This window comes from Pseudomonas brassicacearum (genome assembly GCF_003732225.1).
Lineage (GTDB): Bacteria > Pseudomonadota > Gammaproteobacteria > Pseudomonadales > Pseudomonadaceae > Aquipseudomonas > Aquipseudomonas brassicacearum_E.
In genome coordinates, this window is the sequence record NZ_MOBJ01000003.1 from 22462 (window position 1) to 49224 (window position 26763).

A 26763-nucleotide genomic window follows, 5' to 3' on the forward strand; every position below is an offset into this window, starting at 1 on the left:
CCACATTACGCGGAGTATTTTCAGACAACCTGGTCACAGCAGTTCGCTACCTCAAGAAGACAGGTAAGACGAGCGAGTCAGACCCAGACGCAACGCATCCAGGTACTGGGTACGCTCGGAGGCACTGATTCGGGCGCTGGCAACCTTGTCGCGGTAATGCGTCATCAGCTCTTCTGGCGACAAGTGCACGTAACGCAGCATGTCTTCGATGGTGTCGTGGGTTTCGATACCGGCGTGGTAAACGCTGCCGTCGGCATTCTGGTAGATGTTCACCGAATCGGTGTCACCAAACAGGTTGTGCATGTCACCGAGAATTTCCTGGTAAGCCCCCACCAGGAAGATCCCCAGCAGGTAATCTTCGCCATCGTTCAACCCGTGTACCGGCAGGCTGGTTTCGATGCTCTGCTCGTCGACGTACTGCTTGATCTTGCCGTCGGAATCGCAGGTCAGGTCTTGCAGCACGGCACGGCGCATCGGCTCTTCATCAAGACGGTGCAGCGGCAGGATCGGCAGTACCTGGCCGATGGCCCAGGTGTCCGGCAGGCTCTGGAATACCGAGAAGTTGCAGATGTATTTGTCGGCCAGCTTGTCGTTGAGTTCGTCGAGCACCTGACGGTGCGAGCGCTGACGGGCTTTCAACGAGTTGTGCAGGCGACGGCAAACAGCGAAGTAGCATTGCTCGGCCAGGGCTTTCTCGGCCAGGGTCAGCTTGCCATCGGCGTACTGGGTGGCCACGTCGCTCATGTAGTGAGTGGCGCGCCAGTAGGTTTCGGTGACCATTTCGATGTCGGTCGGACCGAGCAGGTCTACCAGCCATTGCACGGTTTCCGGCAGCTCTTCCTTGTTCTCGATCATCGGCACGTCGTCGTTGTGTTTCTCGACGTCGGTGACCTGTACCACCAGCATGGCGTGGTGAGCGGTCAGCGAACGGCCACTCTCGGAGAAAATGTTCGGGTGCGGCAGGTTCTGCGCGTCGCAGAACTCCTTGAGCATGCCGACCACGACACCGGCGTAATCGTCCATGTCGTAGTTGATCGAACTGGCGTTACGCGAGTGGGTACCGTCGTAGTCGACGCCCAGGCCACCGCCAACGTCGATGTGATCCACCGGCAGGCCAAGGTTGCGCAGCTCGCCGTAGTAACGGATCGCTTCCTTGAAGCCGTGCTGGTAGTCCGCCAGGTTGGCAATCTGCGAGCCCATGTGGAAGTGCAGCAAGCGAATGCCCTGATCCAGGCCCGCCGCGCGGAAGCGTTCAACCACCGACAACAGTTGCGCGGCAGACAGACCGAACTTGGATTTTTCGCCGCCCGTGTCAGCCCATTTGCTCGATGCCAGGGACGACAGGCGAACCCGCAGACCGACTTGAGGCTTGACCTTCAGCGAGGCGGCTTCTTCGATCACCAGCCCGACTTCGGATTCCTTCTCGATCACGATGAACACATTGTGGCCGAGCTTCTGGCCCATCAGTGCCAGACGGATGAACTCACGGTCCTTGTAACCGTTGCAGACAATGGTGCCGCCTTTTGGCGCCAGGGCCAGCACGGCCAGCAGCTCCGGCTTGGAGCCAGCTTCCAGACCGATCGAAACGTTCTGGGTGGCGATGATGTTCTCGATCACCGCTTCTTGCTGGTTAACCTTGATCGGGTACAGCGCGGTGTACTTGCTCTGGTATTCCAGACGCTCGATGTTTGCGTCAAAGGCGCCGGTCAGCTGACGAACGCGGTCTTGCAGAATATCGGGAAAACGCACCAGCAGTGGCAAGGACAGGCCGCTTTTGCGCAGCTGTGCGACTTGTTCGAACAGATCGATAGGTGCGCTGCTCGGGCCGTTCGGACGAACTTCTACGCGACCGGCGTCACTGATCGCGAAATACCCGGCCCCCCAATGGCGAATCCCGTAAACACTGCGGCTGTCCGCAACTGTCCATTGGCTGCCATCGTCTTTGCGTGTGCGTCGTACGGACATCGAAGTCCCCTATAAAGAAGTCAAAGAGCGCCACCCGGGTTGAGGGCTGGCGCAGTCTAAAGAATGAAAATGACGATTAGCCTGCAACGGGCTTGTAGACCTCGTTATCAGCGCTGAGTTTAGAAACCGGTCAGAACAGGCTCTGTGAAAACCATGGAGACGACGTTAAACCTGAATCGGATCAGGACTGCATCAAGTCGGGGTGGTTTTCACAGAGGCTGCTAGCCGCCGGATTTCTTCGCTTTGAAACCAAGTTTGATCAGCTCTGCCAAGAGTAGCTCGACATGATCACCCTGGATCTCGATGATCCCGTCCTTCAACGCGCCACCCGTACCGCAACGTTTCTTCAATGTCGTGGCAAGCGTATTGAGCGCATCGATGGCCAGCGGCACGCCGCTGATGGTGGTCACCGTCTTGCCGCCACGGCCCTTGCTTTCGCGACGCACGCGCGCGATGCCGTCGCCGGCAGGGATAACGGTTTGTTTGCAGATGCAGGCTGCCACCGGCTGGCTACAGTCCGGGCAATGTCGACCTGCGTCGGTGGAGAATACCAGGCCACCAAGGGCGGCGAAGGATGCGGCTTTTTTGGCCACCGGCAATCCTCTTGGGAGGACAAAGACTGGTCGCAGCAACGTTGGCACGTGCTATCGACCGCGAAGCCCCACTCAGGCAGGGGCAGCGCTACTGGACCAGGCAACGCCGGTTCAGCTTGAAAAGGTCGCGCAGTGTAACGGCAAAAAGCGCACTTGCTAAGAGCCAATCGGCGCCAATTTATAGATCTTTTGCGACGCCCTTTACAGCGTCACCCCCTCTTGAGCGCAGATAGCGCTTCAACGCCGCCAGAGAGTCCGGGCAATAAGGCTTTTGCTGTATTTCCTGCATCACTTGTTCGATGGGAATAAAGCGTGCCTGGAGCACTTCTTCCGGCTGCAGGTTCAACGGACCGTCCCAGACCGCCGAGAACGCCGAACACCACAGGCGGTTGCCGGTGTCTTCGAAGAAAAAATGATCATGGGCGGTCAGCTCGACCCCACTGACACCCAACTCTTCTTCCAGCTCACGGGCCGCCGACTCGGCGTAGGTTTCGGTCGCCAGCACCATCCCGCCCGCCGCTACATCCCAGTATCCCGGATAGATGGCTTTGCTGAACGTGCGCTGATGCACGCACAGCTCACCGGCAGAGTTGAACAGCATGATGTAAGTGCCGCGCCCGATCAGCCCGCGCTCACGCAAATCCGAGCGCACCAGGGAGCCGAGCAGGTTGTCCTGCTCGTCGACCCAGGCGATCTGTTCGGCGTCAGAGGCCGCGCGGTGCGCAGCCTCATTGGAGGTGGCGACCATGACTTAGCCCTGGTTAAGCAGTTGACGCAAGTCGATAACCGCCGCGTTGGCCCGCGAGATGTAGTTGGCCATGACCAGCGAGTGGTTAGCCAGTATCCCGAAACCGCTGCCGTTGAGGATCATCGGGCTCCAGACCGGCTCCTGCGAAGCCTCCAGCTCACGAATGATCTGACGCACGCTGACCGTGGCGTTCTTCTTCGCCAGCACATCGGCGAAGTCGACTTCGATGGCGCGCAGCAAATGCGACAGCGCCCAGGCCTGACCGCGCGCTTCGTAGAATACGTCGTCGATCTGCAGCCAAGGGGTTTCCACCCGCTCTTCATCCACCTGCGGCACCTGGCCCGGCGCCAGGGTTTCGGTTTTCAGCGCGGTGTTCAGCTTGACCCGGCCAACGCTGGCCGACAGCCGTTGCGACAGTGAACCCAAACGGGTCGCGACATCACCCAGCCAGTTGTTCAGGTTGTCGGCACGCGCATAGAACTGGGCATTTTTTTGCGTTGGATCGGACAGACGAGCCTGGTAGCGGCTCAGGGAGTTGATGCCTTCCTGGTACTCCGACTCGCTGGACGGCAGCATCCAGCTCTTGTTGTCGAAGTTGAAGCGCGGCTCGGCCTTGGCCAGATCGGCGTCTTCAGCCGATTGCGATTGCGAACGGGCAAAGTCTTTACGCAAGGCGCGGGTCAGATCGCGCACTTGCACCAGCACGCCGTATTCCCAATTTGGCATGTCATCCAGCCACAAGCCCGGCGGAAAACGGTCGTTGGAAATATAGCCACCCGGTTTGTTCAGCAAGGTACCGGCGACAGTCTTGAGGGTTTCCACCGTGGTGTAGCCGACGACCATCTGTCTGCCTTCCTTCTCGGCGGCCAGTTGCGCGCTCTGCTGAACCGGGAACAGCGCAGGCTCATGGCTCCAGTACCAGCCCACGGCGAGAGTCACCAGTAAATACAGGCCGATCAACGTGGCCAATGCACGGCTGAACAGCAGGCCACCGAAATAGCTGCGGGTTGCCGACTTGGGTTCGGCGGCACGTTCAGGCGCGCTGCCTGTGCGGTTCTTCCAGTCCAGCATGGCGATATCCTTTCAATCACTTGAGTTCATCGGTTCGACCACAACCATACAACAACCGGCCTTTGACCGGCACTTGCCGTTGAGCTTATGCCAAAAAAAAGGTTGCTCTTAAACACCGGCGCCAGCGGTTCGTTCGTGACGCGATTACTGCCGCGAAAAATCCTCGGCGGGGGTTTCACCCACTTAATGCCCCCTGTTTCTGAAACCTATTCCTTAAACATTCGTGGGACATTTCCTGTTCGCTCCCAGTGCCTTGAATTACCTCTCTGCCCAAGTACTTTGCGCCAGCACAATTCATTCCTGAGTCGGTGCAACCCATCGTTAACAGCAGCGCGCCCCTCGCTTGGGGCGCCAAAGGACAGGGAGTTCAAACAATGGCGGTCGGACATTTTATTAGACTGGGCGACAAGACCACCTGCGGTGGCAAGGTGCTGGAAGGCGATACACGCGTCATGATGCATGACATCCCCCATGCTCGCGCAGGGGATCGGGTTTCCTGTGGCAAGGACAACAAAACCTACGTGATCGAGGGCGGCATTTCATACATCGACAGTCACGGACGATTGGCGGCCGGCACACTGGACAGCATCAGCAGTTGCCCCTGCAAAGCCGAACTGATCCCTTCGTTGCTCACTTCCACTTACCTGTCCAAGAAGGCCCCTGCCCCCAAAACCAGCAGGGTCGTTGCTCAACCCGCCCCCCAACCTGCCCGCTTTTCATCGACAACGCAGGCCCCAACCCAGCAACAACCACCCTCGGGCTTGATGGCGAAGCAGCCGACACCGAACAAAATCAGCATTGCGCTGCGTATCGGGGTGTTCTTCGATGGCACCGGCAATAACGCCGACAACACGGCCCGAGGTCTGGCGTGCGGTGCACACCATCCCATCACCCCTGAAGATCTGGACGCCAGCTGCAAGCCGTATATGAGTGACCCGGATAGCAGTTACGGCAATGATCTGACCAACATAAAGAAGCTGAGCGATCTTTACTCTGCACCTGAGGGACTGGAAGGAGAAGGCTCGAACAAAGTGGCGCAGCGCATGATCTATGTGGAGGGCATCGGCACCCAGGCTGGCGAAAAAGACAGTCTGATGGGCGCGGGGACCGGGCGGGGTGACACCGGCGTTGTTGGTCGAGTACAGCAGGCGTTTGATTTCATCGCCAACCTTATCGACAGAGTTGTCCAGGAAAACCCGGACGGCGAAATCACCTCGCTGACCTTCGACACCTTCGGCTTCAGTCGTGGCGCAGCGGCGGCCCGGCACTTCGCCAATGAGGTGGCGCTGGGTGGCCGGGGATTGCTGGAAAGGGTCCTGATCAGCAATGCCCAGGGTTTTAGCCGCCACTTCCTCGGCCAGTACAACCATGATATTCACGTGGGCTTTATCGGGCTGTTCGACACCGTCGCCTCGATTGCCGGTTTCACCAACCTGGGCAATGTCCAAAGCGCGGTCGCCCCAGGCCTGCGCCTGCATCTGCCACGGGCCAAGTTTTCCAATGTGGTGCATCTGGTGGCCAGTGATGAGCACCGGGCCAATTACCCCTTGAGCCGGGTCAGGCCCGATCACCCTGAAATCGTCTTGCCCGGCGTGCATTCGAACATTGGGGGCGGCTATCGGGTCGAGGCGCAGGAACAAGTGCTGATCGGCCCGATGCAAGGGCTGACCGTGACCCAGGGCACGGAGGTGACGAGCACCTCGATCTACCGTGATGCGCAGTGGTACAAAAACCAGATGATCGAACTGGGTTGGCCGGCCGCCGTGCTGGAGATTGTCACCCCAGCGCCAAAACTGCTGCCCCGGGACCAGCAAGACCCTTCAGGCGTGCGGGAGCAACGGGTCTACGCCGGCTTGCAGCTTAAGCGTTCAGTACGGGGTGAGCTGTCGCGTGTGTACTTGCGGGTGATGTATGCGTTGGCCAAACAAAAAGGCGTGCGGTTTGAGGATATTGATGAACATGACCCCGATTACACCGTTCCGACAGAGCTTCAACCACTGTGCAGCCGGTTTGTCGCCGGTGACTACCGGGTGACAGCGGCCGAGGAAGCGCTGCTCAAGCTGCGCTACATCCATACTTCGGCGCACTGGAATCACCCACTGGATAAAACCGTGCAACGCGAAGCCAAACTGTTCTATATCAATGCCCCCACCGCCGATGCCATGCGTGTGCAGCACCCCCACGTACCCGACTGAGATCAAGGAAGATGAACATATTGATGGCCCTCATGGGCCTGTTGCTGATCAGTGGTTGTCAGGCCACGGACCCATTGTCGGCTGAGCAGGACCCACACTCGCCTTGGTGGAGTATTGATTTTCAAGGGCCAAAATACATGGTCGGCTGGGTCGAAAACAGTACCGTAGAAGACATTAATGGGCGGCTTTTCAATAACCATAGTGGGGGGACGATTGGGACATCGACCCCTGAAGATGGCACTGAATCCGCTCGAGGCTGGCGCGAGATCAGCGGGAATGTCAGGCCTGTGACCGGTGCCGCCCTGCCCAAGCGCATCTTTGTTCGTTGGCAGTCGGTCGTCGAGCCGCAAACCTACAAGGGCTGGGTGGAAATCCCGGAGGAGGCGCGCGAGGTCATGCGCACGTCAATCAGTCGGCGCTGCGCGCAAACCGGTCGATCCCCCTACGTGGCCTCGCTGATTTTGGGATTAGCCCCCGGTGGCGTGGTGCAGGTGTGGGTGACGGATAGTTGTCATGACGCGATCAAGGTTGCTCGGGCTCAAGTTGGGATAGAGCCCTTGGGGCCTCACCGGGGTAAGTCCAATGGACACTACTACCCACAATCCGAGAAATCTAAGCGCTACATCGAGCGCTACGGCATCCCCTATGGCAGTTGGTGAGGAGCGGTTATTACATGGATTTAAGAACATTCTTTTGGATAGGCCTTATGTGTTTGCCTACCGCTTACGCCAAAGCAGAACCCACCACGCTGGAGGGGCATTACTACTTGCACGGGGTAATGGAAATGGGCGCAGAGTTGCTGCTTCGAAAAGACGGGACTTTCTCCGGCGGGGTGGAATATGGAAGTGCCAGTGGTATTGCCAAGGGGAAGTGGTATGTCGAGGATGAGCTCCTGAGTCTAGAGAGCGATGCCGACTCTCAGCCGGCGAAGAAACTTGCCTTCAGCTTTTCCACGGAAACTACCTTGCAGCAACTTGAGAGGTATGCCCAATACCAGAATGACGACTTCGTTGATTTGTGGCGAAAAAACCATGTTTTAGAGATGCGATACGCTCGCTACCTACAACCACCGATCATGAAGCCTGAGTACGTCTATTTTGAATTCGACCAAGGGCCTGGCGGTCGATTGCGGTTGAGTTCGAATGAGCCAGCCTACCTGTGGATCCCTTACGATCCACAGAGAACCTTAAAAAAAATCGGTTTTAGCACCGGTCGCAATTCCGGGCCAAGCCAATGGTTCGATGTCTCACCTGTCAGCCGCCTATTCACCATCAACTGGAAAAAGCCGAAAAACCAGCCCATCTCATTTACTCAACCTGAAGAAAACGGGCTGGCTGAAGCTCAACGCTTCCTGGACAACGATGAGCAGAATCGTATCAAGACCAACTACAGGGTTAGCCTGTATCACTACCACCCTATGCCACCGCCCTCTATCAAACCGGTCGACGTGTATTGGCAGTTTCAGGACGGGGCGACCCGGCAAAAGGTTTGGGCGGACTCGAACCAGCGGGATGTGATCCTGCCCTACACCGGCGCAAGCCCCCTGCAAAAAATTGGCATGCGCATGCAGGGCGCGACTGGGGACATTAAATGGTTCGAAGTCACCCCGGATGCCCGGTATGTACGATTAGAATGGGAAGCCTACCCCGATCCCGCCAATGGCGAGTTGTCGTTGCTGTTTCAGGATCTACAGCTAGCGATTGAGCCAAACTGCCTGGCGGTGAATTTTGGGACTGGTAAAGGCTGCTTTCGTCGCTGATAGTGGCCCAAAGGTGATCCGACGCGGATATCGAGCGCTACGGCATCCCCTATGGCAGTTGATGAACCCTCCAGTGGTATCGATGCCCCCAAAAGCATCCGCCTGCTACCGCAGAATCGGCTACGACTACTCAGTCACAAACTGAATAACGTCGCTTTGCAGATTATTGATGTACGACACTCATGCAACTGAAAAGAGGTGCTAGCATAGAGCCACCAGTCGATCTCAGCATGCACCCTAACTAGTAGTCAGGATATGACCGAGCCAGAAGACCCCAGCCGTGAGCGCCTCAAGCACCACTTTGCCCAGCGGGTAATTCATCAAGCACGTCAAATTCTTGAGATATGGCAGCGCCTGCAACGCAGCGAATGGTCTGGCACCGACCTCGCGGAGCTGGGTGAAGCGAACCTGCGCCTGCTGCGTTTCGCCGAACGTTTCGAACAACCCGAACACACCCACCTGGCGCACGGCATCAGCCAGTCGCTTGCAGCCGTCGATGCCAACCGCGGGCGCCTGAGCAGCGGGCTGATCACCGATCTCAATCGCCTGATGCAGCGTCTGTCGCGCACCGGCCTGCGGCACGGCGATCAGCTCGAACAAACCTTTCTACCGCCTCTGCGCAAACCGATCTACGTGATGCTGCAAGATCACGACCGCGCCGAGCGACTGGCCAAGCAACTCGAATTTTTCGGTCTCAGCGCACAATCGCTGGCCAGCGTGGCGGCGTTTCGCTCCTCAATGGTCGAGCGGCTGCCGGCAGCGATTGTCATGGACGTTGACTTCAGCGGTCCGGGCATGGGCCTGCAACTGGCGGCCGAAGCTCAAACAGGGCTGGAGCACCCACTGCCGCTGCTGTTTTTCAGCCTGCTGGAAACCGACACCCCGACTCGCCTCGCGGCCGTCCGCGCCGGTGGCCAGGAGTTTCTGACCGGCACCCTCGAAGCGTCGAGCCTGCTGGAAAAGATCGAGGTGCTGACCTGCGTCGCGCAGTATGAACCGTATAAAGTGCTGATCATCGACGACTCCCGCGCCCAGGCCCTGCACACCGAGCGCCTGCTCAACAGCGCCGGAATCGTCACCCGCACCTTGATCGAACCGATCCAGGCGATGGCCGAACTGGCGGACTTCCAGCCGGACCTGATCATCCTCGACATGTACATGCCCGCCTGCACCGGCACCGAGCTGGCCAAGGTGATCCGCCACAACGACCGTTACGTCAGTGTGCCGATCATTTACCTGTCGGCCGAAGACGACCTGGACAAGCAACTCGACGCCATGAGCGAGGGCGGCGACGACTTCCTGACCAAGCCGATCAAGCCACGGCACCTGATCACCACCGTGCGCAACCGCGCAGCCCGGGCGCGCAACCTCAAGGCGCGGATGGTCCGTGACAGCCTGACCGGCCTCTATAACCACACCCACATTCTGCAATTGCTCGAAGACTGCAGCTTCCGCGCCCGCCGCGAGAACAAGCCGCTGAGCTTTGCGATGCTCGACATCGACCACTTCAAACGGGTCAACGACAGCCACGGCCACCCGATGGGCGACCGGGTGATCAAGAGCCTGGCGCTGTTTCTCAAGCAGCGCCTGCGCAAGACCGACTTCATCGGCCGATATGGCGGCGAAGAGTTCGCCATCGTCATGCCGGACACCGATATAGAGTCCGCCTACAAAGTGCTTGATGAAATCCGCCAGCGCTTTGCCGAGATCCACTACCCGGCCCAACCGCAGGACCTTTGGTGCACCTTCAGCGCCGGAGTGGTGGACCTGCACGAAGACTCCGACAGCCTGATGATGGCCAGCCAGGCGGACGAGGCGCTGTACCGCGCCAAGGATGCCGGACGCAATCGCGTGCAAGCGGCGCGACAGTCGAATCAAAGTGCCACTTTTTCACCTGAATCCACTGATTCGGTCATAACCCTGTAACACAAACGCAATAACTTCAGGCACTTACCATTCTGTCGTTGGTAGAACCGCGATGCGCCTGAAGTTGCTGACCAATCTCAATACCCTGCTTTTAGTCGCGGTGTGCCTCGCACTCGGCGCCACGCTCTGGTGGTCGCAAAAAGCCCTGGAGCGCCCTTATCTGTTGATGGAGCGCTACCTGGGGCTGTCGCAGCAATTTCAAAATCAAGTGGCGCGCAACGTCGAAGATTACCTGGCCAGCGGCGATGCCCTGCGCCTGAGCAGCGCCAGCCAAGCCATCGAGACCCTGCAAAAAGAACTCACCGAGCTGCCGCCCGACCTGGCTGAAAGCTTGCGTCCAAGCCTTGCCAGCCTGGATGAATTCAGCAAGACCGACTTGCTGGCCGCCGGCAAACTGGCGGGTGATCCGCAAGCCTTGCTGCTCCAGGCCGAGCGCGAGCTTGGCGCCAGCCTGGAGCAACTCAGCCAATACGCCACCGGCGCCAACACGCCAGCCGCCGCCTATCTTCCACCCCTGCTGGCCGCCTCGCAGCACGTGGGCAAGCTCTCACTGGCCCGGGACAAACTGGTCAGCAGTGGCCGCAGCGAACTGGCGGCCGATGTCGAGCGCGAAGTCAGCAGCATTCGAGCCCAGGCCGAGCTGATCGAAGCGCTGCCGCTGCTTGGCGTGACCGCCAGCAAAGAATCGAACACCGACGATTTCTCGGCGATGATGGGTCTGGAGAACACCGAAAAAGCCGTCGCCGAAGATGCCGGTATCGGCTTCAAACGTGAACTCGCCAGCCTGCTCACCCGCTACCCTGCCGAACTCGGCCGCACCCGCGATCAGATTCAGAAACGCGCCGACCTCAGCGCCGCCACCCACCTGAAAATTTCCGCCGTGCAGCAAGCCATCGCCGGGCTGGAACCGACCGTTCGCGCTCAACATGGGCAAATCCAGGGTGAAGTGCGGCTCATGCAGGGCGTGATGATCGGCCTGATCCTGTTGATCGCACTGCTGATCGACACCTTGCAACGGCGCCTCGCCCGAGTATTGACCAACCTCGCGCCAGCGCTGTCGACCTGGGCCGAAGGCGACTTCAGTCGGGACATCCAGCTCGGCGCAACCAACCGTGAGCTTCACGACATTCAAGAGTCGCTGAATCGCCTGCGCGCCTATCTGGTGGATCTGGTCGGGACGATCCGCCTGAACGCCGAACAGGTGGCCGGCAGCAGCCGGGTGCTGGCCGAGTTGAGCAGCGACTTGCACAGCGGTGCCGAACATCAGGCCGGCGACACCGCGCTGATCCGCGATTCCCTTGGCGAGCTGGAAGCCACTATCCAACAAGTGGCCGGCGATGCGAGCCAGGCCGCCGAAGCCAGCCGCCACGCCGGACTTGCGGTCGAGCACGGGCAAAAGGTCATTGGCTTGAGCCTGACCGGACTGCACGCGTTGGTCGGCGAAGTCCAGGGCAATGCCCAAATGATCGAGCATCTGGCCGAAGAGTCGGCGACCATCGGCGGCGTACTGACGGTGATTCGATCGATTGCCGATCAGACCAACCTCCTCGCCCTGAACGCCGCGATCGAAGCCGCCCGCGCCGGGGAAATGGGTCGTGGTTTTGCGGTGGTCGCCGAGGAAGTTCGCTCGCTGGCGCAACGCACTGCCGGCGCCACCGCAGAAATCCAGACTTTGATTGCCGGCCTGCAATCGGCCGCACGGCAATCGGTGGAAGGCATGCGCGCCCAGGTCGAACACGCCGAAGCGACCGCCAACCAGGCACAAGCAGCCGATGGTGCGCTGGACAAAATCGTCGGGGCGATCCAGACCATTGCCGACACCGCCGTGCGCATCGCCGATGTGACGGCGCAGCAAAGTGGCGCGGTCAGTGAGATCCGTGATCACAGCGAGCGGATTCATCAGTTGGGTGGGGACAACCTGGTGCGCATCGGCGAAGGTCGCAGCCAGGGCGAGAATCTGCTGGTGCTGGGCGGCCAGTTGCATACCGCCGTTCAAGCATTCCGCGTCTGATAGATCGCCATCGCGAGCAAGCTCGCTCCCACAGGTGACCGAGTTCGCCCAAGGGAATGCGGTCGAGCGTGGGAGCGAGCTTGCTCGCGATGGCGCCCGAACAGCCACCGAACGATCAAAGGCAACTCGCGCCGCCGTCCGCTATCATGCGCTCACTTCCGATACGCGAGATTGTCATGCGCCGTCTGCTCTACCTGATGCTGTTAGTGCTGGTCCTGCCGGTGAATGCCGCTGGCCTTTTGGACAGTCGCCCCAGTTCGACCCTGGGTTCGATCAACAACAGCGCCGACTTCCTGCCCGTGCGCGAAGCCTTTCAGCTGAGTCTGGTAGAGAGCACACCGCAATCGATCAAGCTGCGTTTCGTCGCCACCGAGGGTTACTACCTCTATCGTCATCGCTTCCAGTTTCGCAGCGAGCCCGCCGACATCGGTCTGGGCGCCGCGCAACTGCCTTCGGGCGAAAAAAAGCATGACGAGTACTTCGGCGATGTCGAGGTCTACCACGGCATCCTCGACGTAGACCTGCCACGCAACAACGCCGATCAACGGGCTTTCACGCTGGCCGTCACCTACCAGGGCTGCGCCGATAAAGGCCTGTGTTATCCACCGGAAACCGAACGCCTGAAGATCGACGGCGCAGCCGCCACGACTACGACCAGCGCCAGCACCTGGAGCTGGCGTGAACTGGCGTTGTTTTTCCTCGCAGGCCTTGGCCTGACCTTTACGCCTTGCGTGCTGCCAATGCTGCCGATCCTCTCCGGCGTAGTGTTGCGTGGTCAGGTCGGCGGGCTACGCGGTTTTAATCTGTCGCTGGCGTACGTCTTGCCAATGGCTGCCTGCTTCGCCGCACTGGGCGCATTGATGGGGATGTTCGGCGCCCAGCTGAACCTTCAGGCACGCCTGCAATCTGCGTGGGTGCTGGTGCCGTTCGCCCTGTTCTTCGCGGTATTTGCCTTGGCGATGTTTGGGGTTTTCGAACTGAAACTGCCCCACGCCGTCAGCAGCCGCCTGGACCGCATTGCCGGTCGCACCGAAGGCGGTTCGCTGTGGGGCGCGGCGGTGCTCGGCGTGGTGTCGAGCCTGCTGGTTTCGCCGTGCGTGTCTGCACCGTTGGCCGGTGCGCTGCTGTATATCAGCGCCAGCGGCGACGCGCTGGGTGGCGCGCTGAAGCTATTCGTTCTGGGCCTGGGGATGGGCACGCCGTTGTTGCTGGTGGCCACCGGCGGTGCGGCCTGGTTGCCGAAAAGCGGCCCTTGGCTGGTCTACGTGAAAAACGCGATTGGCGTGCTGCTACTGGGGCTGGCGGTCGGTTTGCTCAGCCGGGTACTGCCGGGGCCATTCACCTTGCTGCTGATCGGCTTGCTGGCGGCCGGGGTCGGCTTGTTCCTGGGTGCGCTGGAGTTCGTCTACAAACCACCGCGAAAGCGCCTGGGCCAACTGCTCGGCATGTTCCTGGTGTTTTATGCGCTGGCCTGCTGGTACGGCGCCTTCAGTGGCCAGAGCAATCCGTTCAGTCCGATTGGCCAACCTGCGGTCGTCAACCTCGCGGGCAACCCTCAAGCGCAAAAAACCAGCGAATGGCAGACCATCAGCACCCCGGTAGAACTCGATCGCGTCCTCGCCGAAGCGAAATCCGCCAACACTCAGTTGCTGCTCGACTGGTACGCCGACTGGTGCATCAGCTGCAAAGTCATCGAACACGAGGTGCTCAACGATGCCAACGTCGTCGAACGACTCAAAGGCTATCGACTGATTCGCTTCGACATCACCGCCAGCAACGCCGAACAACGCGCCCTGCTCGACCGTTACAAACTGTTCGGGCCACCCGCGCTGATGTTTTTCGGCAAAGACGGCAAGGAACGTGGCGATGTGCGGGTGATCGGCGAGATCAACGCAAAGGACTTCGCCGAACGTGTCGCTAAAGCGAATGACCAGATTTAATCAGTTGGTCACATAATTCGCGCAATCATCGGTCATTGTGCTGGCTATTGCAGAGAACTGGACAGTCACAAACGCTTTGCGGCATAGTCGCCGGGTTCTGATAACTGCACACGGATAACAAGGAACAGCAGATGGCGACCCTACTGGTTTTGCACGGACCCAACCTGAACCTGCTCGGCACCCGCGAACCGGGCGTCTACGGGGCTGTGACCCTGGCCGAGATCAATCAGGATCTGGAGCAACGCGCGCGCAATGCCGGCCACCATTTGCTCTACCTGCAAAGCAACGCCGAGTATGAATTGATCGACCGCATTCACGCCGCTCGCGGCGAGGGTGTGGACTTCATTTTGATCAATCCAGCAGCTTTTACACATACAAGTGTCGCATTACGTGACGCGCTGCTGGCGGTGAGCATCCCATTCATCGAAGTGCATTTGTCTAACGTGCACAAACGCGAACCTTTCCGCCATCACTCTTACTTCTCCGATGTTGCGGTGGGAGTGATCTGCGGCCTTGGCGCCAGCGGTTATCGACTGGCCCTGGAGGCCGCCCTAGAGCAGCTTGAAAGACAGGCAACAGCTTGAACAACAAGCGTTAAACGCCCCTGACCGACCCTTGGGAGTTGATGATTCATGGATATCCGTAAAGTTAAGAAACTGATCGAACTGCTGGAAGAGTCCGGCATCGACGAGCTCGAGATCAAGGAAGGCGAAGAGTCTGTTCGCATCAGCCGCCACAGCAAAACCCCGGCTCAGCAGTACTACGCTCCTGCGCCAATGCACGCTCCGGCTCCGGCACCTGTCGCTGCTGCCGCGCCTGCTGTCGCCGCTGCACCTGCCGCTCCTGCAGCGCCAGTGCTGAACGGCAACGTTGCCCGTTCGCCAATGGTTGGTACCTTCTATCGCAAATCTTCGCCGTCCTCGCCGTCCTTCGTTGAAGTTGGCCAGAGCGTGAAGAAAGGCGACACCCTGTGCATCGTCGAAGCCATGAAGATGATGAACCACATCGAAGCTGAATCCAGCGGTGTGATCGAATCCATCCTCGTCGAAGACGGCCAGCCGGTTGAGTACGACCAACCGCTGTTCACCATCGTTTGAACCGCGGAGAGCCAACGATGTTGAAACCTGCGAAGTTGGAAAAAGTTCTGATCGCCAACCGCGGTGAAATCGCCCTGCGGATCCTGCGTGCCTGCAAAGAGATGGGCATCAAGACCGTCGCCGTTTACTCCAAGGCCGACAAGGAGCTGATGCACCTGGGCCTGGCAGACGAATCCGTTTGCATCGGTCCGGCATCGGCCGCGCACTCTTACCTGCACATTCCGGCGATCATCGCCGCGGCTGAAGTGACCGGCGCTACCGCCATTCACCCAGGCTACGGCTTCCTCGCGGAAAACGCCGACTTCGCCGAACAGGTGGAAAACTCCGGCTTCGCCTTCATCGGCCCGAAAGCTGAAACCATCCGCCTGATGGGCGACAAGGTTTCGGCCAAGCACGCCATGATCGCTGCCGGCGTTCCAACCGTTCCGGGTTCCGACGGCCCGCTGCCGGAAGACGAAGAAACCGCTCTGCGCATTGGTCGCGAAGTCGGTTACCCGGTGATCATCAAAGCCGCTGGCGGCGGTGGTGGTCGTGGCATGCGCGTTGTGCACAAAGAAGAAGACCTGATTTCCTCGGCCAAACTGACCCGCTCCGAAGCAGGCGCGGCGTTCGGTAACCCGATGGTCTATCTGGAAAAATTCCTGACCAACCCACGTCATGTGGAAGTTCAGGTACTTTCCGATGGCCAGGGCCATGCAATCCATCTGGGTGACCGCGATTGCTCGCTGCAACGTCGCCACCAGAAGGTTCTCGAAGAAGCGCCGGCACCGGGCATCGACGAGAAGGCTCGCCAGGAAGTCTTCGCTCGCTGCGTCAAGGCGTGCATCGACATCGGTTACCGTGGCGCAGGGACTTTCGAGTTCCTGTACGAGAACGGCAACTTCTACTTCATCGAGATGAACACTCGTGTCCAGGTAGAACACCCGGTTTCGGAAATGGTCACCGGCATCGACATCGTCAAGGAGATGCTCAGCATCGCCGCCGGCAACCCACTGTCGTTCACCCAGGAAGACGTCGTCATCCGCGGTCACGCACTGGAATGCCGGATCAACGCCGAAGACCCGAAAACCTTCATGCCAAGCCCAGGCACGGTCAAGCATTTCCATGCACCGGGCGGCAACGGCGTACGGGTCGACTCGCACCTGTACAGCGGCTACGCAGTTCCGCCGAACTACGATTCGTTGATCGGCAAACTGATCACTTACGGGGCAACCCGTGAAGAAGCCATGGCGCGCATGCGCAATGCGCTGGACGAAATCGTTGTCGACGGGATCAAGACCAACATCCCGCTGCACCGCGATCTGACCCGCGACGAAGGCTTCTGCAAAGGTGGAGTGAACATCCACTACCTGGAACACAAGCTGGCTGGCGACAAGCACTAAGCTTGAGCCGGTATACAACAAAGCCGCCTTCGGGCGGCTTTGTTGTATCTGAAGGTTTCATCCGTCCTGTTGCCCCCCCCTGTGGGAGCGAGCTTGCTCGCGATGGCGGTGTGTCAGTCGACATCAATACTGGATTTACCGGCCTCTTCGCGAGCAAGCTCGCTCCCACAGGGTACGGGGTCAATCAGGAACCACGCAGCGGGCACAGACCAAGACGGCTCCCACAAAAGCCCCGCTCTCGCGTAAACTTGCGCGCTTCTCGCAGCCCGCTAGGCTGCACATTACACTTTCCAAAGGTGCCCGCCATGCCTTGGCTGCAAGTCCGTCTCGCCATCAGCCCAGAACAAGCCGAAACCTACGAAGACGCTTTCCTTGAAGTGGGCGCCGTATCGGTGACCTTCATGGACGCCGAAGATCAGCCGATCTTCGAGCCGGAACTGAATACCACCCCACTGTGGTCGCACACTCACCTGCTGGCCCTGTTCGAAGGCGGCACCGAAGCTGCCAGCGTACTGGCCCACCTTGAGTTGCTGACCGGCAGCCCGCTGCCCGAGCATCACAGCGAAGTCATCGAAGATCAGGACTGGGAACGCAGCTGGATGGACAACTTCCAGCCAATGCGCTTCGGTCAGCGCCTGTGGATCGTCCCGAGCTGGCACGCCGCGCCCGAGCCTGATGCGGTCAACCTGTTGCTCGACCCAGGCCTGGCGTTCGGCACCGGCACCCACCCAACCACCGCACTGTGCCTGGAATGGCTCGACGGCCAGGACCTGAAAGACTGCCACGTACTCGACTTCGGCTGTGGCTCGGGGATCCTCGCGATCGCTGCCCTGTTGCTGGGCGCCAAGGAAGCGGTCGGCACCGACATCGACGTGCAGGCGCTGGAAGCCTCCCGCGACAACGCCGGGCGCAACAACATCGACGAAGCGCTGTTCCCGCTGTACCTGCCAGAAGATCTGCCACAGGTGCAGGCTGACGTGCTGGTGGCCAACATCCTCGCCGGCCCGCTGGTTTCCCTGGCCCCGCAACTGTCCAGCCTGGTCAAGCCCGGCGGTCGCCTGGCGCTGTCGGGCATCCTCGCCGAGCAAGGCCCGGAAGTCGCAGAGGCTTATGCCAAGGACTTTGAGCTGGACCCGATAGCCAATCGCGATGGCTGGGTGCGCATCACTGGCCGTCGGCGCTAAAATGAGCGCCTGCATACTCCGGATGGCCGCATGACCGATAGCTTCGTCACCCAGTGCCCGCATTGCCAGACCAGTTTCCGCGTCAGCCACGCCCAATTGAGCGTGGCCCGTGGAGTGGTTCGCTGCGGCTCCTGCCTGCAAGTGTTCAATGCTGCGCGGCAGTTGCTCGAGCAACGCATGGGCAAGGAAGCTATCGCCCTCACGACCCCGCCTCCGGTTGAGCCTCCCACGCAACGGGCCATCAGCCAGAAGCAGTGGACAGCCGCCGAACTGGATCTGGACAGCCTCGACCTCGACGAAGAACTCGCCAAGCTCGAACAACGGGAAATCCAGCCCACCAAAGAGTTCGGCCAGGAACGCGAGCACAAGGAAGACTCACTGAGCGCCCGTCGGGATACGCCCGAAGGCGAAGAGCCTTGGTCCGACAGCCTGTTCAGCGATTCAGCCGCCGAGCGCGCGCTGGCCAGCGAAAACGCACGCACACTGACCGAGAGCCACCGATCGGCAGACCTCGCCGACGAGCCGGAAAAACCCTCGCGTACCGAACCCTCGCTGTCGCTCGAACCGCTCGACCTCGACGATGAGCCGCAGGCACCGCCGCTGCGTCTGGAGCAGCCATTCGAAACGCCGGAGCCTCCAGCGAAACACGAACGCCTGTCCGCGACTGATGAGGATATCGACGACGAAGCCCATGAGCCCGAGCCTGTACGCAAAAAGCGCACGCGCAACGAGCCGGCCATGCATGACGAGGTGCTACAGGACCTGGTCGACGACCCACTGCAGCTCGACTGGCAAAAACGCCGCTCACCCTGGGGCCGCCGATTCTTCTGGGGCCTGATGGTTCTGCTGGGCGCCGCAGCCCTTGCCGGCCAGTACATTACCTATCACTTCGACGAACTGGCCCGCCAGGACCAGTACCGCCCGTGGTTCCAGCGATTGTGCCCGCAGATTGGCTGCAGCGTGCCGTCCAAGGTCGATATCGCGAAAATCAAAAGCAGCAACCTGGTGGTGCGTAGCCACCCGGACTTCAGCGGCGCACTGGTGGTCGACGCGATCATCTACAACCGCGCGCCGTTCTCACAGCCGTTCCCGTTGCTGGAACTGCGCTTTGCCGACCTCAACGGCCACCTGATCGCCAGCCGCCGCTTCAAGCCAGGCGAATACCTCAACGGCGACCTTGCGGACCTCGCAGAAATGCCACCGCAGACGCCCATTCATATTGCCCTGGACATCCTCGATCCTGGCCCAAAAGCCGTGAATTACAGCCTGAGCTTCCACTCGCCCGAGTGAATCACCTCACTCGGCGCTGAGTCTCGCGCAATTGACGGCAATTTTCTGACTCCCGGCACAGCGAACCAAACTGCTGGCAATAACAGAATAACTGTTCAGATTTTATCCAATTCAGCCTTTATCCAGTCATCGAGAGCGGGTATCATGCCAACCCTTTTTCGAACTCTCATGATCCGACCCCACAACAGGGAAGTCCTATGTCGGCGGTACGCATCGGCCCATATACATTGCACAACGGCTTGATTCTCGCCCCGATGGCGGGGGTCACCGACCAACCCTTTCGTCAGCTGTGCAAACGATTGGGCGCAGGGCTTGTAGTCTCGGAAATGGTCACCAGCGACATGAGTTTGTGGAACACCCGCAAATCGCGTCTGCGCATGGTCCACGAAGGTGATCCCGAGCCACGCTCGGTACAGATCGCTGGTGGTGATGCACAGATGCTGGCGGAGGCCGCACGCGCCAACGTCGAGCTGGGTGCGCAGATTATTGATATCAACATGGGTTGTCCGGCAAAGAAGGTCTGCAACAAGGCCGCCGGCTCCGCGTTACTGAAAGATGAAGACCTGGTGACCGAGATCCTGCACGCCGTCGTGGCGGCGGTTGATGTGCCGGTCACCCTGAAGATCCGCACGGGCTGGGACCGGGCGAACAAGAACGGCCTGACGGTGGCGAAGATCGCCGAACAGGCAGGTATCACGGCGCTGGCGGTGCATGGCCGGACCCGTGCCGATCTGTACACAGGCGTTGCCGAGTACGACACCATTGCCGCGATCAAGCAGGCAGTGTCGATTCCGGTCTTCGCCAATGGCGATATCGACTCGCCCGAGAAGGCCCGGTACGTGCTTGACGCGACCGGTGCCGATGGCCTGCTGATAGGCCGGGCTGCCCAAGGGCGGCCATGGATTTTTCGTGAGATCGAACATTTTCTGCGTACCGGCGAAAAACTCCCGGCACCAGAGTTGATCGAGGTGGAACGTATTCTGCTTGAGCATCTGGCCGCGCTACATGCCTTCTATGGAGATGTCATGGGCGTACGCATCGCTCGCAAGCATGTGGGCTGGTATCTCGCAACCCTGCCGGGCGCCAGGGAGTTTCGCGCCCACTTCAATCGTTTGGATGGTACGGAAACACAATGCGCCAACGTTCGGGAGTTTTTTGCCGAGCGCTACAAGAGCCTGACAGGGGACGGAGAAGGGGTGGCCGCATGACGATGATGACCGAGACTTTAGTGAGTGGAACAGCACCCGTGAGCGACAACGTAAATTTGAAACAGCACCTCAATACACCGAGCGAAGAAGGCCAGACCCTTCGCGGGAGTGTCGAGAAGGCGCTGCACAATTATTTCGCCCACCTTGAAGGCGCTGCCGTCACGGATGTGTACAACCTGGTGCTCTCCGAAGTCGAGGCTCCCCTGCTCGAAAGCGTGATGAACTACGTCAAGGGCAATCAGACCAAGGCCAGTGAGCTGCTGGGACTGAACCGCGGCACCTTGCGCAAGAAACTCAAGCAGTACGATTTGCTGTAAGCATTCAATCAAACCAGAAAGGCGCCCGCTTAACACCGGTCGCCTTTTTTGCTGACTTCCTTTGCTTTTGATGGAAATTGAGATGACCGACCAGACCACCCGCCTGCCGATCCGCCGCGCCTTGATCAGCGTTTCCGACAAGACCGGGATCCTCGAATTCGCCAAGGAGCTCGAAGCGCTCGGCGTTGAGATCCTCTCCACCGGCGGGACGTTCAAGTTGCTGCAGGACAATGGCGTAGCCGCTGTGGAAGTCGCGGATTACACCGGTTTCGCAGAAATGATGGACGGTCGGGTGAAAACCCTGCACCCGAAAATCCATGGCGGGATCCTCGGTCGTCGTGGTATCGACGACGCCATCATGAACGAGCACGGCATCAAGCCGATCGATCTGGTCGCCGTTAACCTCTACCCGTTCCAAGCCACCATCAACAAGCCAGGCTGCGACCTGCCGACCGCCATCGAAAACATCGATATCGGCGGCCCGACCATGGTTCGCTCGGCCGCCAAGAACCACAAAGACGTGGCCATCGTGGTGAACGCCAGCGATTACGCCAGCGTACTGGAAAACCTCAAGGCCGGTGGCCTGACCTACGCCCAGCGTTTCGACCTGATGCTCAAGGCTTTCGAACACACCGCCGCCTACGACGGCATGATCGCCAACTACATGGGCACCGTGAACCAGGCTGCTGAAACCCTCACCACCGAAGGTCGCAGCGAATTCCCGCGCACCTTCAACAGCCAGTTCATCAAGGCCCAGGAAATGCGCTACGGCGAGAACCCGCACCAGAGCGCGGCGTTCTACGTTGAAGCCAAACCCGCCGAAGTTGGCATCGCCACCGCGACCCAGCTGCAAGGCAAAGAACTGTCGTACAACAACGTGGCCGACACCGACGCCGCGCTGGAATGCGTGAAGAGCTTCGTCAAGCCAGCCTGCGTGATCGTCAAGCACGCCAACCCGTGCGGCGTTGCCGTGAGCCCGGATGCTGAAGGCGGTATCCGCCAGGCGTACGAACTGGCTTACGCCACCGACACCGAGTCGGCCTTCGGCGGCATCATCGCGTTCAACCGCGAACTGGACGCTGAAACCGCCAAAGCCATCGTCGAGCGTCAGTTCGTCGAAGTGATCATTGCCCCATCGGTCAGCGACGAAGCCCGTGCCATCGTCGCTGCCAAAGCCAACGTTCGCCTGCTGGCCTGTGGCCAATGGTCGGCGGATCGTGCCGCTGCCTGGGACTACAAACGCGTCAATGGCGGTTTGCTGGTACAGAGCCGCGACATCGGCATGATCGGCAGCGAAGACCTGAAAGTGGTGACCAAGCGCGCACCGACCGAGCAAGAGATCAACGATTTGATCTTCGCCTGGAAAGTCGCCAAGTACGTCAAATCCAACGCTATCGTCTACGCCAAGAACCGCCAGACTATCGGTGTCGGCGCTGGCCAGATGAGCCGCGTGAACTCTGCGCGCATCGCCGCCATCAAAGCTGAACACGCTGGCCTGCAAGTGCAAGGCGCGGTCATGGCCTCGGACGCGTTCTTCCCGTTCCGCGACGGCATCGACAACGCCGCCAAGGTCGGCATCACTGCGGTGATTCAACCGGGTGGCTCGATGCGTGACAACGAAGTGATTGCTGCGGCTGATGAAGCCGGCATTGCCATGGTATTCACCGGCATGCGCCACTTCCGTCACTAATACGTTGCCCTCTGTGGGCGAACTCCTGTGGGAGCGAGCTTGCTCGCGATAGCGATCTATCAGACACATTAATGCTGGATGTGTCGCCGCCTTCGCGAGCAAGCTCGCTCCCACATAAGAGCACCCCTGTGGTGCTATCAAGAATTAGCGTCATCCGAGGTTTTTGAAATGAATGTTTTGATCATTGGCAGCGGTGGCCGTGAACACGCCCTGGCCTGGAAAGTCGCTCAGGATCCGCGCGTACAGAAAGTCTTCGTTGCTCCGGGCAACGCCGGCACTGCCATTGAAGCCAAGTGCGAGAACGTCGCTATCGACGTGCTGGCCCTTGAGCAACTGGCAGATTTTGCCGAGAAAAATGTCTCCCTGACCATCGTCGGTCCGGAAGTTCCGCTGGTGGCGGGCGTGGTCGATCTGTTCCGCAAACGCGGCCTGGACTGCTTCGGCCCAACCGCTGGCGCTGCTCAGCTGGAAGGCTCCAAGGCATTCACCAAGGATTTCCTGGCTCGCCACAAGATCCCGACAGCCGACTACCAGAACTTCACCGAGATCGAGCCAGCCCTGGCTTATCTGCGTGAAAAAGGTGCGCCGATCGTGATCAAGGCCGACGGCCTGGCTGCCGGTAAAGGCGTGATCGTCGCCATGACCCTGACCGAAGCCGAAGACGCCGTACGCGACATGCTCGCCGGCAATGCATTCGGCGACGCCGGCTCGCGTGTGGTCATCGAAGAGTTCCTCGATGGCGAAGAAGCCAGCTTCATCGTCATGGTCGACGGCAAGAACGTGCTGCCGATGGCCACCAGCCAGGACCACAAACGTGTTGGCGATGCCGACACCGGCCCGAACACGGGCGGCATGGGGGCCTACTCCCCTGCCCCGGTGGTCACCAGCGAAGTGCACCAGCGCGTCATGGACCTGGTAATCTGGCCAACCGTGCGGGGCATGGCCGAAGAAGGCAACGTCTACACCGGCTTCCTCTATGCAGGCCTGATGATCGACAAAGCCGGTAACCCGAAAGTCATCGAATTCAACTGCCGTTTCGGCGACCCCGAGACCCAACCGGTGATGCTGCGCCTGCAGTCGAGCCTGGTATTGCTGGTTGAAGCGGCGCTGGCACAGGCGCTGGACAAGGTCGAAGCTCAGTGGGACTCGCGCCCAAGCGTCGGTATCGTACTGGCTGCTGGCGGCTACCCAGGTGATTACGCCAAGGGCGCGGCCATCGAAGGTCTGGATGCCGCCGCTGCGCTGGAAGGCAAAGTCTTCCACGCCGGTACCGCGCTCAAGGACGGCAAGGTTGTGACCGCCGGTGGTCGGGTGCTCTGCGCCACCGCCATGGGCGCGAGCGTCGATGCCGCCCAGCAGCAGGCTTACAAGCTGGCCGCCAAAATCAACTGGGAAGGCTGCTTCTACCGCAAGGACATTGGCTACCGCGCCATTGCCCGTGAGCGTGGCGAAAATCAGGAATAAGCTATCCATTCGGCTAGGCAGGGGCCTATGGCCCTTGCCGTACTATTCCGGCGCCGCGCATAGTTATAATCTGGCATCAACCTACGAAGGGATTTCGCCGTGCGCTGGCTCAGGATTGCCATAGGCTTCACCGTCACTCTGCTGACCCTGCTCTGCATGCTCCCGGCCCAGGCCGCGCAAGGCAGTGGCTGGGCGGTATTGCTCGACGAACAGGGCATCCTGCAACTGAGCGACATCCGCTCGGCTCGCTACACCAATCAATTCAGCCCGATTGAACTCGACCAGATCACTGCCGCCGAACCCAGTGGCGCGTTGTGGCTGCGTTTCAAACTCAGTCCCGGCAAACACGAACAACTGCTGCGCATCTTCGCCCCCGATTTGTCGCACCTGAACCTCTACGTTCTGGACGGCGACACGCTGATCGAGCAACGGACCAGCGGCAACGAGCAGCCCCAGAGCGAACGGCCGCTCCCCAGCAGCGACTTCATGTTGCCGCTGCCTCAAAGCGACAAGCCCCTCGACGTCTATCTGCGACTGGTTTCCGAGCACGAGTTGCGGCCCTATATCACCCTGCAATCGGCGGTGATGGTGGCGGCGAACCAGAACCAGACGCTGATCTACGGCCTGTTTTTTGGCTGCATCGCGATGCTGATCCTGTATAACCTCACGCGCTACGGCTATAGCCGCTCGCGAAGCAGTCTCTGGCTGGCCGCGTGCGAGGGGTTGTTGCTGCTGAGCCTGGTACTGCTGCTGAACCTGGCGGGCCCATGGCTACCTGACTGGCATGCCGTGCAAACACCCGGCGCCTACCTGTCGCTGCTGCTGACGGCCCCTTGCGGCCTGATGTTCGCCTACCGCTTCTTCGCCCCGCTTGGCCCGCATCCACTGAACAAGCTGCTGCTGGGGGACATCCTGTTCATTGTCCTGTGCAGCCTGCTGTTGCTGTTCGTCGACACCTTGCCGCTGAACATCATCACCTATGCGCTGGTGGCATTGGCGGGCCTGAGCATGCTCTTCGTCAGCGCCTACCACTGGCAAAAGGGTTACCGACCGGCACGCCTGTTCGTCTCAGCGATGGTGGTGTTCAACGTCGGCACGCTGATCATCCTGCCAGCACTGCTGGGTCTGACCCTGGTTGCGCCGCAAGGCCTGATCATGACCTTGATGGCCTTCATCTGCATCAGCGGCGTGCTGATGAGCATCGCCCTGAGCGAACGCCAGCGCAGCATCACCGAAGACCGCTTCAGCGTCAGCCGCGACCTGGCGGCGAGCAACGCCGAGATCAATGCCAAGGCCGAGTTCCTCGCAAAAATCAGCCACGAAATCCGTACTCCGATGAATGGCGTGCTGGGCATGACCGAGCTGTTGCTGGGCACCCCGCTGTCGGTCAAACAGCGCGACTACGTGCAAACCATCCACAGCGCCGGCAATGAACTGCTGACGTTGATCAATGAAATCCTCGACATCTCCAAGCTCGAGTCCGGACAAATCGAACTCGATGACGTGCAGTTCGACCTCAACGCACTGATCGAAGACTGCCTGAGCATCTTCCGCGCCAAGGCCGAACAGCAGAACGTCGAGCTGATCAGCTTCATCCAGCCACAAGTGCCACGGGTCATCAGCGGTGACCCGACACGTCTGCGCCAGACGCTGCTGAGCCTGCTGGAAAACGCCCTGAAGAAAACCGACGAAGGCGAGATCCTGATCGTCGTCGCACTCGACGAGCGCAGCCACAAACCGCGTCTGCGCATTGCCGTGCAAGACAGCGGGCAACCCATGGATGCCGAAGAACGAGAAGCCCTGCTGCACGCCGAACTGCACAGCAAGAACTTCCTTTCCGCCACACGCCTGGGCGGTAACCTTGGGCTGGTGATCGCCCGCCAATTGATTCTGCTGATGCACGGCGAGTTCGGCATCAAGAGCGGCAGCAATCAGGGCAGCACACTGTGGCTGACCTTGCCGCTGGACCCTGAGCGCCTCGAACACCCGACCTGCGATCTCGATGGCCCGCTGCAAGGCGCCCGCGTATTGGTGGTCGACGACAACGACACCTGCCGCAAAGTCCTGGTGCAGCAATGCAGCGCCTGGGGTCTGAACGTCAGCGCCGTACCTTCCGGCAAGGAAGCCCTCGCCCTGCTGCGCACCAAGGCGCACCTGCGTGACTACTTCGACGTGGTCCTGCTCGACCAGAACATGCCCGGCATGACCGGCATGCAGCTGGCGGCGAAGATCAAGGAAGACCCGAGCCTGAATCACGACATTCTACTGATCATGCTCACCGGCATCAGCAACGCACCGAGCAAGGTCATCGCACGCAATGCCGGGATCAAACGCATCCTGGCCAAACCCGTGGCCGGCTACACCCTCAAGACCACGCTGGCGGACGAACTGAGCCAACGCAACAAAGGCCTGGCTGTCTCGCAGCAGCTGCCAACCGGCATACCTGCGGTGGTCAAGGTGCCGAGCGATTTCCGCATTCTGGTGGCCGAAGACAACAGCATTTCGACCAAAGTGATTCGCGGCATGCTCGGCAAGCTCAACCTGGAACCAGACACCGCCAGCAACGGCGAAGAAGCCTTGAAAGCGATGAAGGCCCAGCGCTACGACCTGGTGTTGATGGACTGCGAAATGCCCATCCTCGATGGTTTCTCCGCCACCCAGCAATTGCGTGCCTGGGAAGTCGGCAATCAGCGAATTCGCACACCGGTAGTGGCACTCACCGCACACATCCTCGCCGAACACAAAGAGCGCGCGCGCCAGGCCGGCATGGATGGACACATGGCCAAGCCCGTCGAACTGTCACAACTGCGTGAACTGATCGAGCATTGGGTCGACCAGCGTGATCAACTCAATCGGACAACGGCTCAACCTTCCTGAGCCGACAGACCGCGCAACCCCTGATAGACTCCCCGTCGACTTCCCT

At 60.0% G+C, this 26763-nt stretch carries 20 protein-coding genes; 16 read left to right on the forward strand and 4 right to left on the reverse strand.

What is annotated here, in order from left to right; translation table 11 throughout:
* Positions 1-51 precede the first annotated feature (51 nt).
* The 4 genes from speA to BK659_RS03165 form a co-directional block, all read right to left on the reverse strand.
* Positions 52-1965 (reverse strand): arginine decarboxylase, encoded by a 1914-nt coding sequence (speA, locus tag BK659_RS03150; protein ID WP_123423679.1) that lies wholly within the window; start codon positions 1963-1965, stop codon positions 52-54.
* 221 nt (positions 1966-2186) lie between these two features.
* Positions 2187-2558, reverse strand: coding sequence for a translation initiation factor Sui1 (locus BK659_RS03155; protein WP_123423680.1), 372 nt, complete (start codon positions 2556-2558; stop codon positions 2187-2189).
* Between the two features lie 178 nt (positions 2559-2736).
* A complete protein-coding gene (locus BK659_RS03160) occupies positions 2737-3306 on the reverse strand; it encodes an NUDIX hydrolase (RefSeq protein ID WP_123423681.1) in 570 nt (189 codons plus the stop codon).
* Positions 3307-3309: 3 nt separating this feature from the next.
* Positions 3310-4377, reverse strand: a complete 1068-nt coding sequence (locus BK659_RS03165; protein ID WP_123423682.1) for a DUF2333 family protein — start codon at positions 4375-4377, stop codon at positions 3310-3312.
* A gap of 374 nt (positions 4378-4751) precedes the next feature.
* On the opposite strand from BK659_RS03165, the gene BK659_RS03170 reads away from it, so the two are divergent.
* The 16 genes from BK659_RS03170 to BK659_RS03255 all read left to right on the forward strand — a co-directional run bounded on the left by BK659_RS03170 (position 4752) and on the right by BK659_RS03255 (position 26717).
* Positions 4752-6572, forward strand: a complete 1821-nt coding sequence (locus BK659_RS03170) for a phospholipase effector Tle1 domain-containing protein (protein ID WP_123423683.1) — start codon at positions 4752-4754, stop codon at positions 6570-6572.
* An 11-nt stretch (positions 6573-6583) separates the two neighbouring features.
* Positions 6584-7231, forward strand: a complete 648-nt coding sequence (locus BK659_RS03175; RefSeq protein WP_123423684.1) for a DUF2931 family protein — start codon at positions 6584-6586, stop codon at positions 7229-7231.
* Between the two features lie 14 nt (positions 7232-7245).
* Positions 7246-8331, forward strand: coding sequence for a hypothetical protein (locus tag BK659_RS03180; protein WP_123423685.1), 1086 nt, complete (start codon positions 7246-7248; stop codon positions 8329-8331).
* Between the two features lie 255 nt (positions 8332-8586).
* Positions 8587-10257 carry a diguanylate cyclase GcbA gene (gene gcbA, locus BK659_RS03185; protein ID WP_123423686.1) on the forward strand — a complete coding sequence of 557 codons (1671 nt, stop codon included), beginning with the start codon at positions 8587-8589 and terminating at the stop codon, positions 10255-10257.
* A gap of 967 nt (positions 10258-11224) precedes the next feature.
* Entirely contained in the window at positions 11225-12268 is a 1044-nt protein-coding gene (locus BK659_RS28215) for a methyl-accepting chemotaxis protein (RefSeq protein ID WP_404942508.1), read from the forward strand.
* Between the two features lie 176 nt (positions 12269-12444).
* Positions 12445-14208, forward strand: coding sequence for a protein-disulfide reductase DsbD (locus tag BK659_RS03195; protein ID WP_123424071.1), 1764 nt, complete (start codon positions 12445-12447; stop codon positions 14206-14208).
* A 131-nt stretch (positions 14209-14339) separates the two neighbouring features.
* Positions 14340-14792, forward strand: a complete 453-nt coding sequence (gene aroQ / locus BK659_RS03200) for a type II 3-dehydroquinate dehydratase (protein ID WP_019693755.1) — start codon at positions 14340-14342, stop codon at positions 14790-14792.
* 48 nt (positions 14793-14840) lie between these two features.
* Positions 14841-15305, forward strand: coding sequence for an acetyl-CoA carboxylase biotin carboxyl carrier protein (accB, locus tag BK659_RS03205; RefSeq protein WP_123423688.1), 465 nt, complete (start codon positions 14841-14843; stop codon positions 15303-15305).
* A gap of 17 nt (positions 15306-15322) precedes the next feature.
* Complete coding sequence (gene accC, locus BK659_RS03210; RefSeq protein ID WP_123423689.1) at positions 15323-16687, forward strand: acetyl-CoA carboxylase biotin carboxylase subunit; 1365 nt, start codon at positions 15323-15325, stop codon at positions 16685-16687.
* Between the two features lie 305 nt (positions 16688-16992).
* Positions 16993-17871, forward strand: coding sequence for a 50S ribosomal protein L11 methyltransferase (gene prmA, locus BK659_RS03220; RefSeq protein WP_123423690.1), 879 nt, complete (start codon positions 16993-16995; stop codon positions 17869-17871).
* A gap of 30 nt (positions 17872-17901) precedes the next feature.
* Entirely contained in the window at positions 17902-19161 is a 1260-nt protein-coding gene (locus BK659_RS03225) for a DUF3426 domain-containing protein (RefSeq protein ID WP_123423691.1), read from the forward strand.
* Between the two features lie 197 nt (positions 19162-19358).
* Positions 19359-20369, forward strand: a complete 1011-nt coding sequence (gene dusB, locus BK659_RS03235) for a tRNA dihydrouridine synthase DusB (RefSeq protein WP_123423693.1) — start codon at positions 19359-19361, stop codon at positions 20367-20369.
* Positions 20366-20686, forward strand: coding sequence for a DNA-binding transcriptional regulator Fis (gene fis / locus BK659_RS03240; RefSeq protein WP_007921650.1), 321 nt, complete (start codon positions 20366-20368; stop codon positions 20684-20686). The genes dusB and fis overlap by 4 nt, the downstream gene beginning before the upstream one ends.
* 82 nt (positions 20687-20768) lie before the next feature.
* Positions 20769-22376, forward strand: a complete 1608-nt coding sequence (gene purH / locus BK659_RS03245; protein ID WP_123423694.1) for a bifunctional phosphoribosylaminoimidazolecarboxamide formyltransferase/IMP cyclohydrolase — start codon at positions 20769-20771, stop codon at positions 22374-22376.
* Positions 22377-22544: 168 nt separating this feature from the next.
* On the forward strand, positions 22545-23840 hold the full coding sequence (purD, locus tag BK659_RS03250; protein WP_123423695.1) for a phosphoribosylamine--glycine ligase: 1296 nt from the start codon (positions 22545-22547) through the stop codon (positions 23838-23840).
* Between the two features lie 99 nt (positions 23841-23939).
* On the forward strand, positions 23940-26717 hold the full coding sequence (locus BK659_RS03255) for a hybrid sensor histidine kinase/response regulator (protein WP_123423696.1): 2778 nt from the start codon (positions 23940-23942) through the stop codon (positions 26715-26717).
* Positions 26718-26763 lie beyond the last annotated feature (46 nt).

Bases quoted from the DNA above. Each gene is read 5' to 3' on its own strand.
- speA (WP_123423679.1), bottom strand. From the start codon at position 1,965: ATGTCCGTACGACGCACACGCAAAGACGATGGCAGCCAATGGACAGTT.
- BK659_RS03160 (WP_123423681.1), bottom strand. From the start codon at position 3,306: ATGGTCGCCACCTCCAATGAGGCTGCGCACCGCGCGGCCTCTGACGCC.
- BK659_RS03165 (WP_123423682.1), bottom strand. From the start codon at position 4,377: ATGCTGGACTGGAAGAACCGCACAGGCAGCGCGCCTGAACGTGCCGCC.
- BK659_RS03170 (WP_123423683.1), top strand. From the start codon at position 4,752: ATGGCGGTCGGACATTTTATTAGACTGGGCGACAAGACCACCTGCGGT.
- BK659_RS03175 (WP_123423684.1), top strand. From the start codon at position 6,584: ATGAACATATTGATGGCCCTCATGGGCCTGTTGCTGATCAGTGGTTGT.
- BK659_RS03180 (WP_123423685.1), top strand. From the start codon at position 7,246: ATGGATTTAAGAACATTCTTTTGGATAGGCCTTATGTGTTTGCCTACC.
- gcbA (WP_123423686.1), top strand. From the start codon at position 8,587: ATGACCGAGCCAGAAGACCCCAGCCGTGAGCGCCTCAAGCACCACTTT.
- BK659_RS28215 (WP_404942508.1), top strand. From the start codon at position 11,225: ATGATCGGCCTGATCCTGTTGATCGCACTGCTGATCGACACCTTGCAA.
- BK659_RS03195 (WP_123424071.1), top strand. From the start codon at position 12,445: ATGCGCCGTCTGCTCTACCTGATGCTGTTAGTGCTGGTCCTGCCGGTG.
- aroQ (WP_019693755.1), top strand. From the start codon at position 14,340: ATGGCGACCCTACTGGTTTTGCACGGACCCAACCTGAACCTGCTCGGC.
- accB (WP_123423688.1), top strand. From the start codon at position 14,841: ATGGATATCCGTAAAGTTAAGAAACTGATCGAACTGCTGGAAGAGTCC.
- accC (WP_123423689.1), top strand. From the start codon at position 15,323: ATGTTGAAACCTGCGAAGTTGGAAAAAGTTCTGATCGCCAACCGCGGT.
- prmA (WP_123423690.1), top strand. From the start codon at position 16,993: ATGCCTTGGCTGCAAGTCCGTCTCGCCATCAGCCCAGAACAAGCCGAA.
- BK659_RS03225 (WP_123423691.1), top strand. From the start codon at position 17,902: ATGACCGATAGCTTCGTCACCCAGTGCCCGCATTGCCAGACCAGTTTC.
- dusB (WP_123423693.1), top strand. From the start codon at position 19,359: ATGTCGGCGGTACGCATCGGCCCATATACATTGCACAACGGCTTGATT.
- fis (WP_007921650.1), top strand. From the start codon at position 20,366: ATGACGATGATGACCGAGACTTTAGTGAGTGGAACAGCACCCGTGAGC.
- purH (WP_123423694.1), top strand. From the start codon at position 20,769: ATGACCGACCAGACCACCCGCCTGCCGATCCGCCGCGCCTTGATCAGC.
- purD (WP_123423695.1), top strand. From the start codon at position 22,545: ATGAATGTTTTGATCATTGGCAGCGGTGGCCGTGAACACGCCCTGGCC.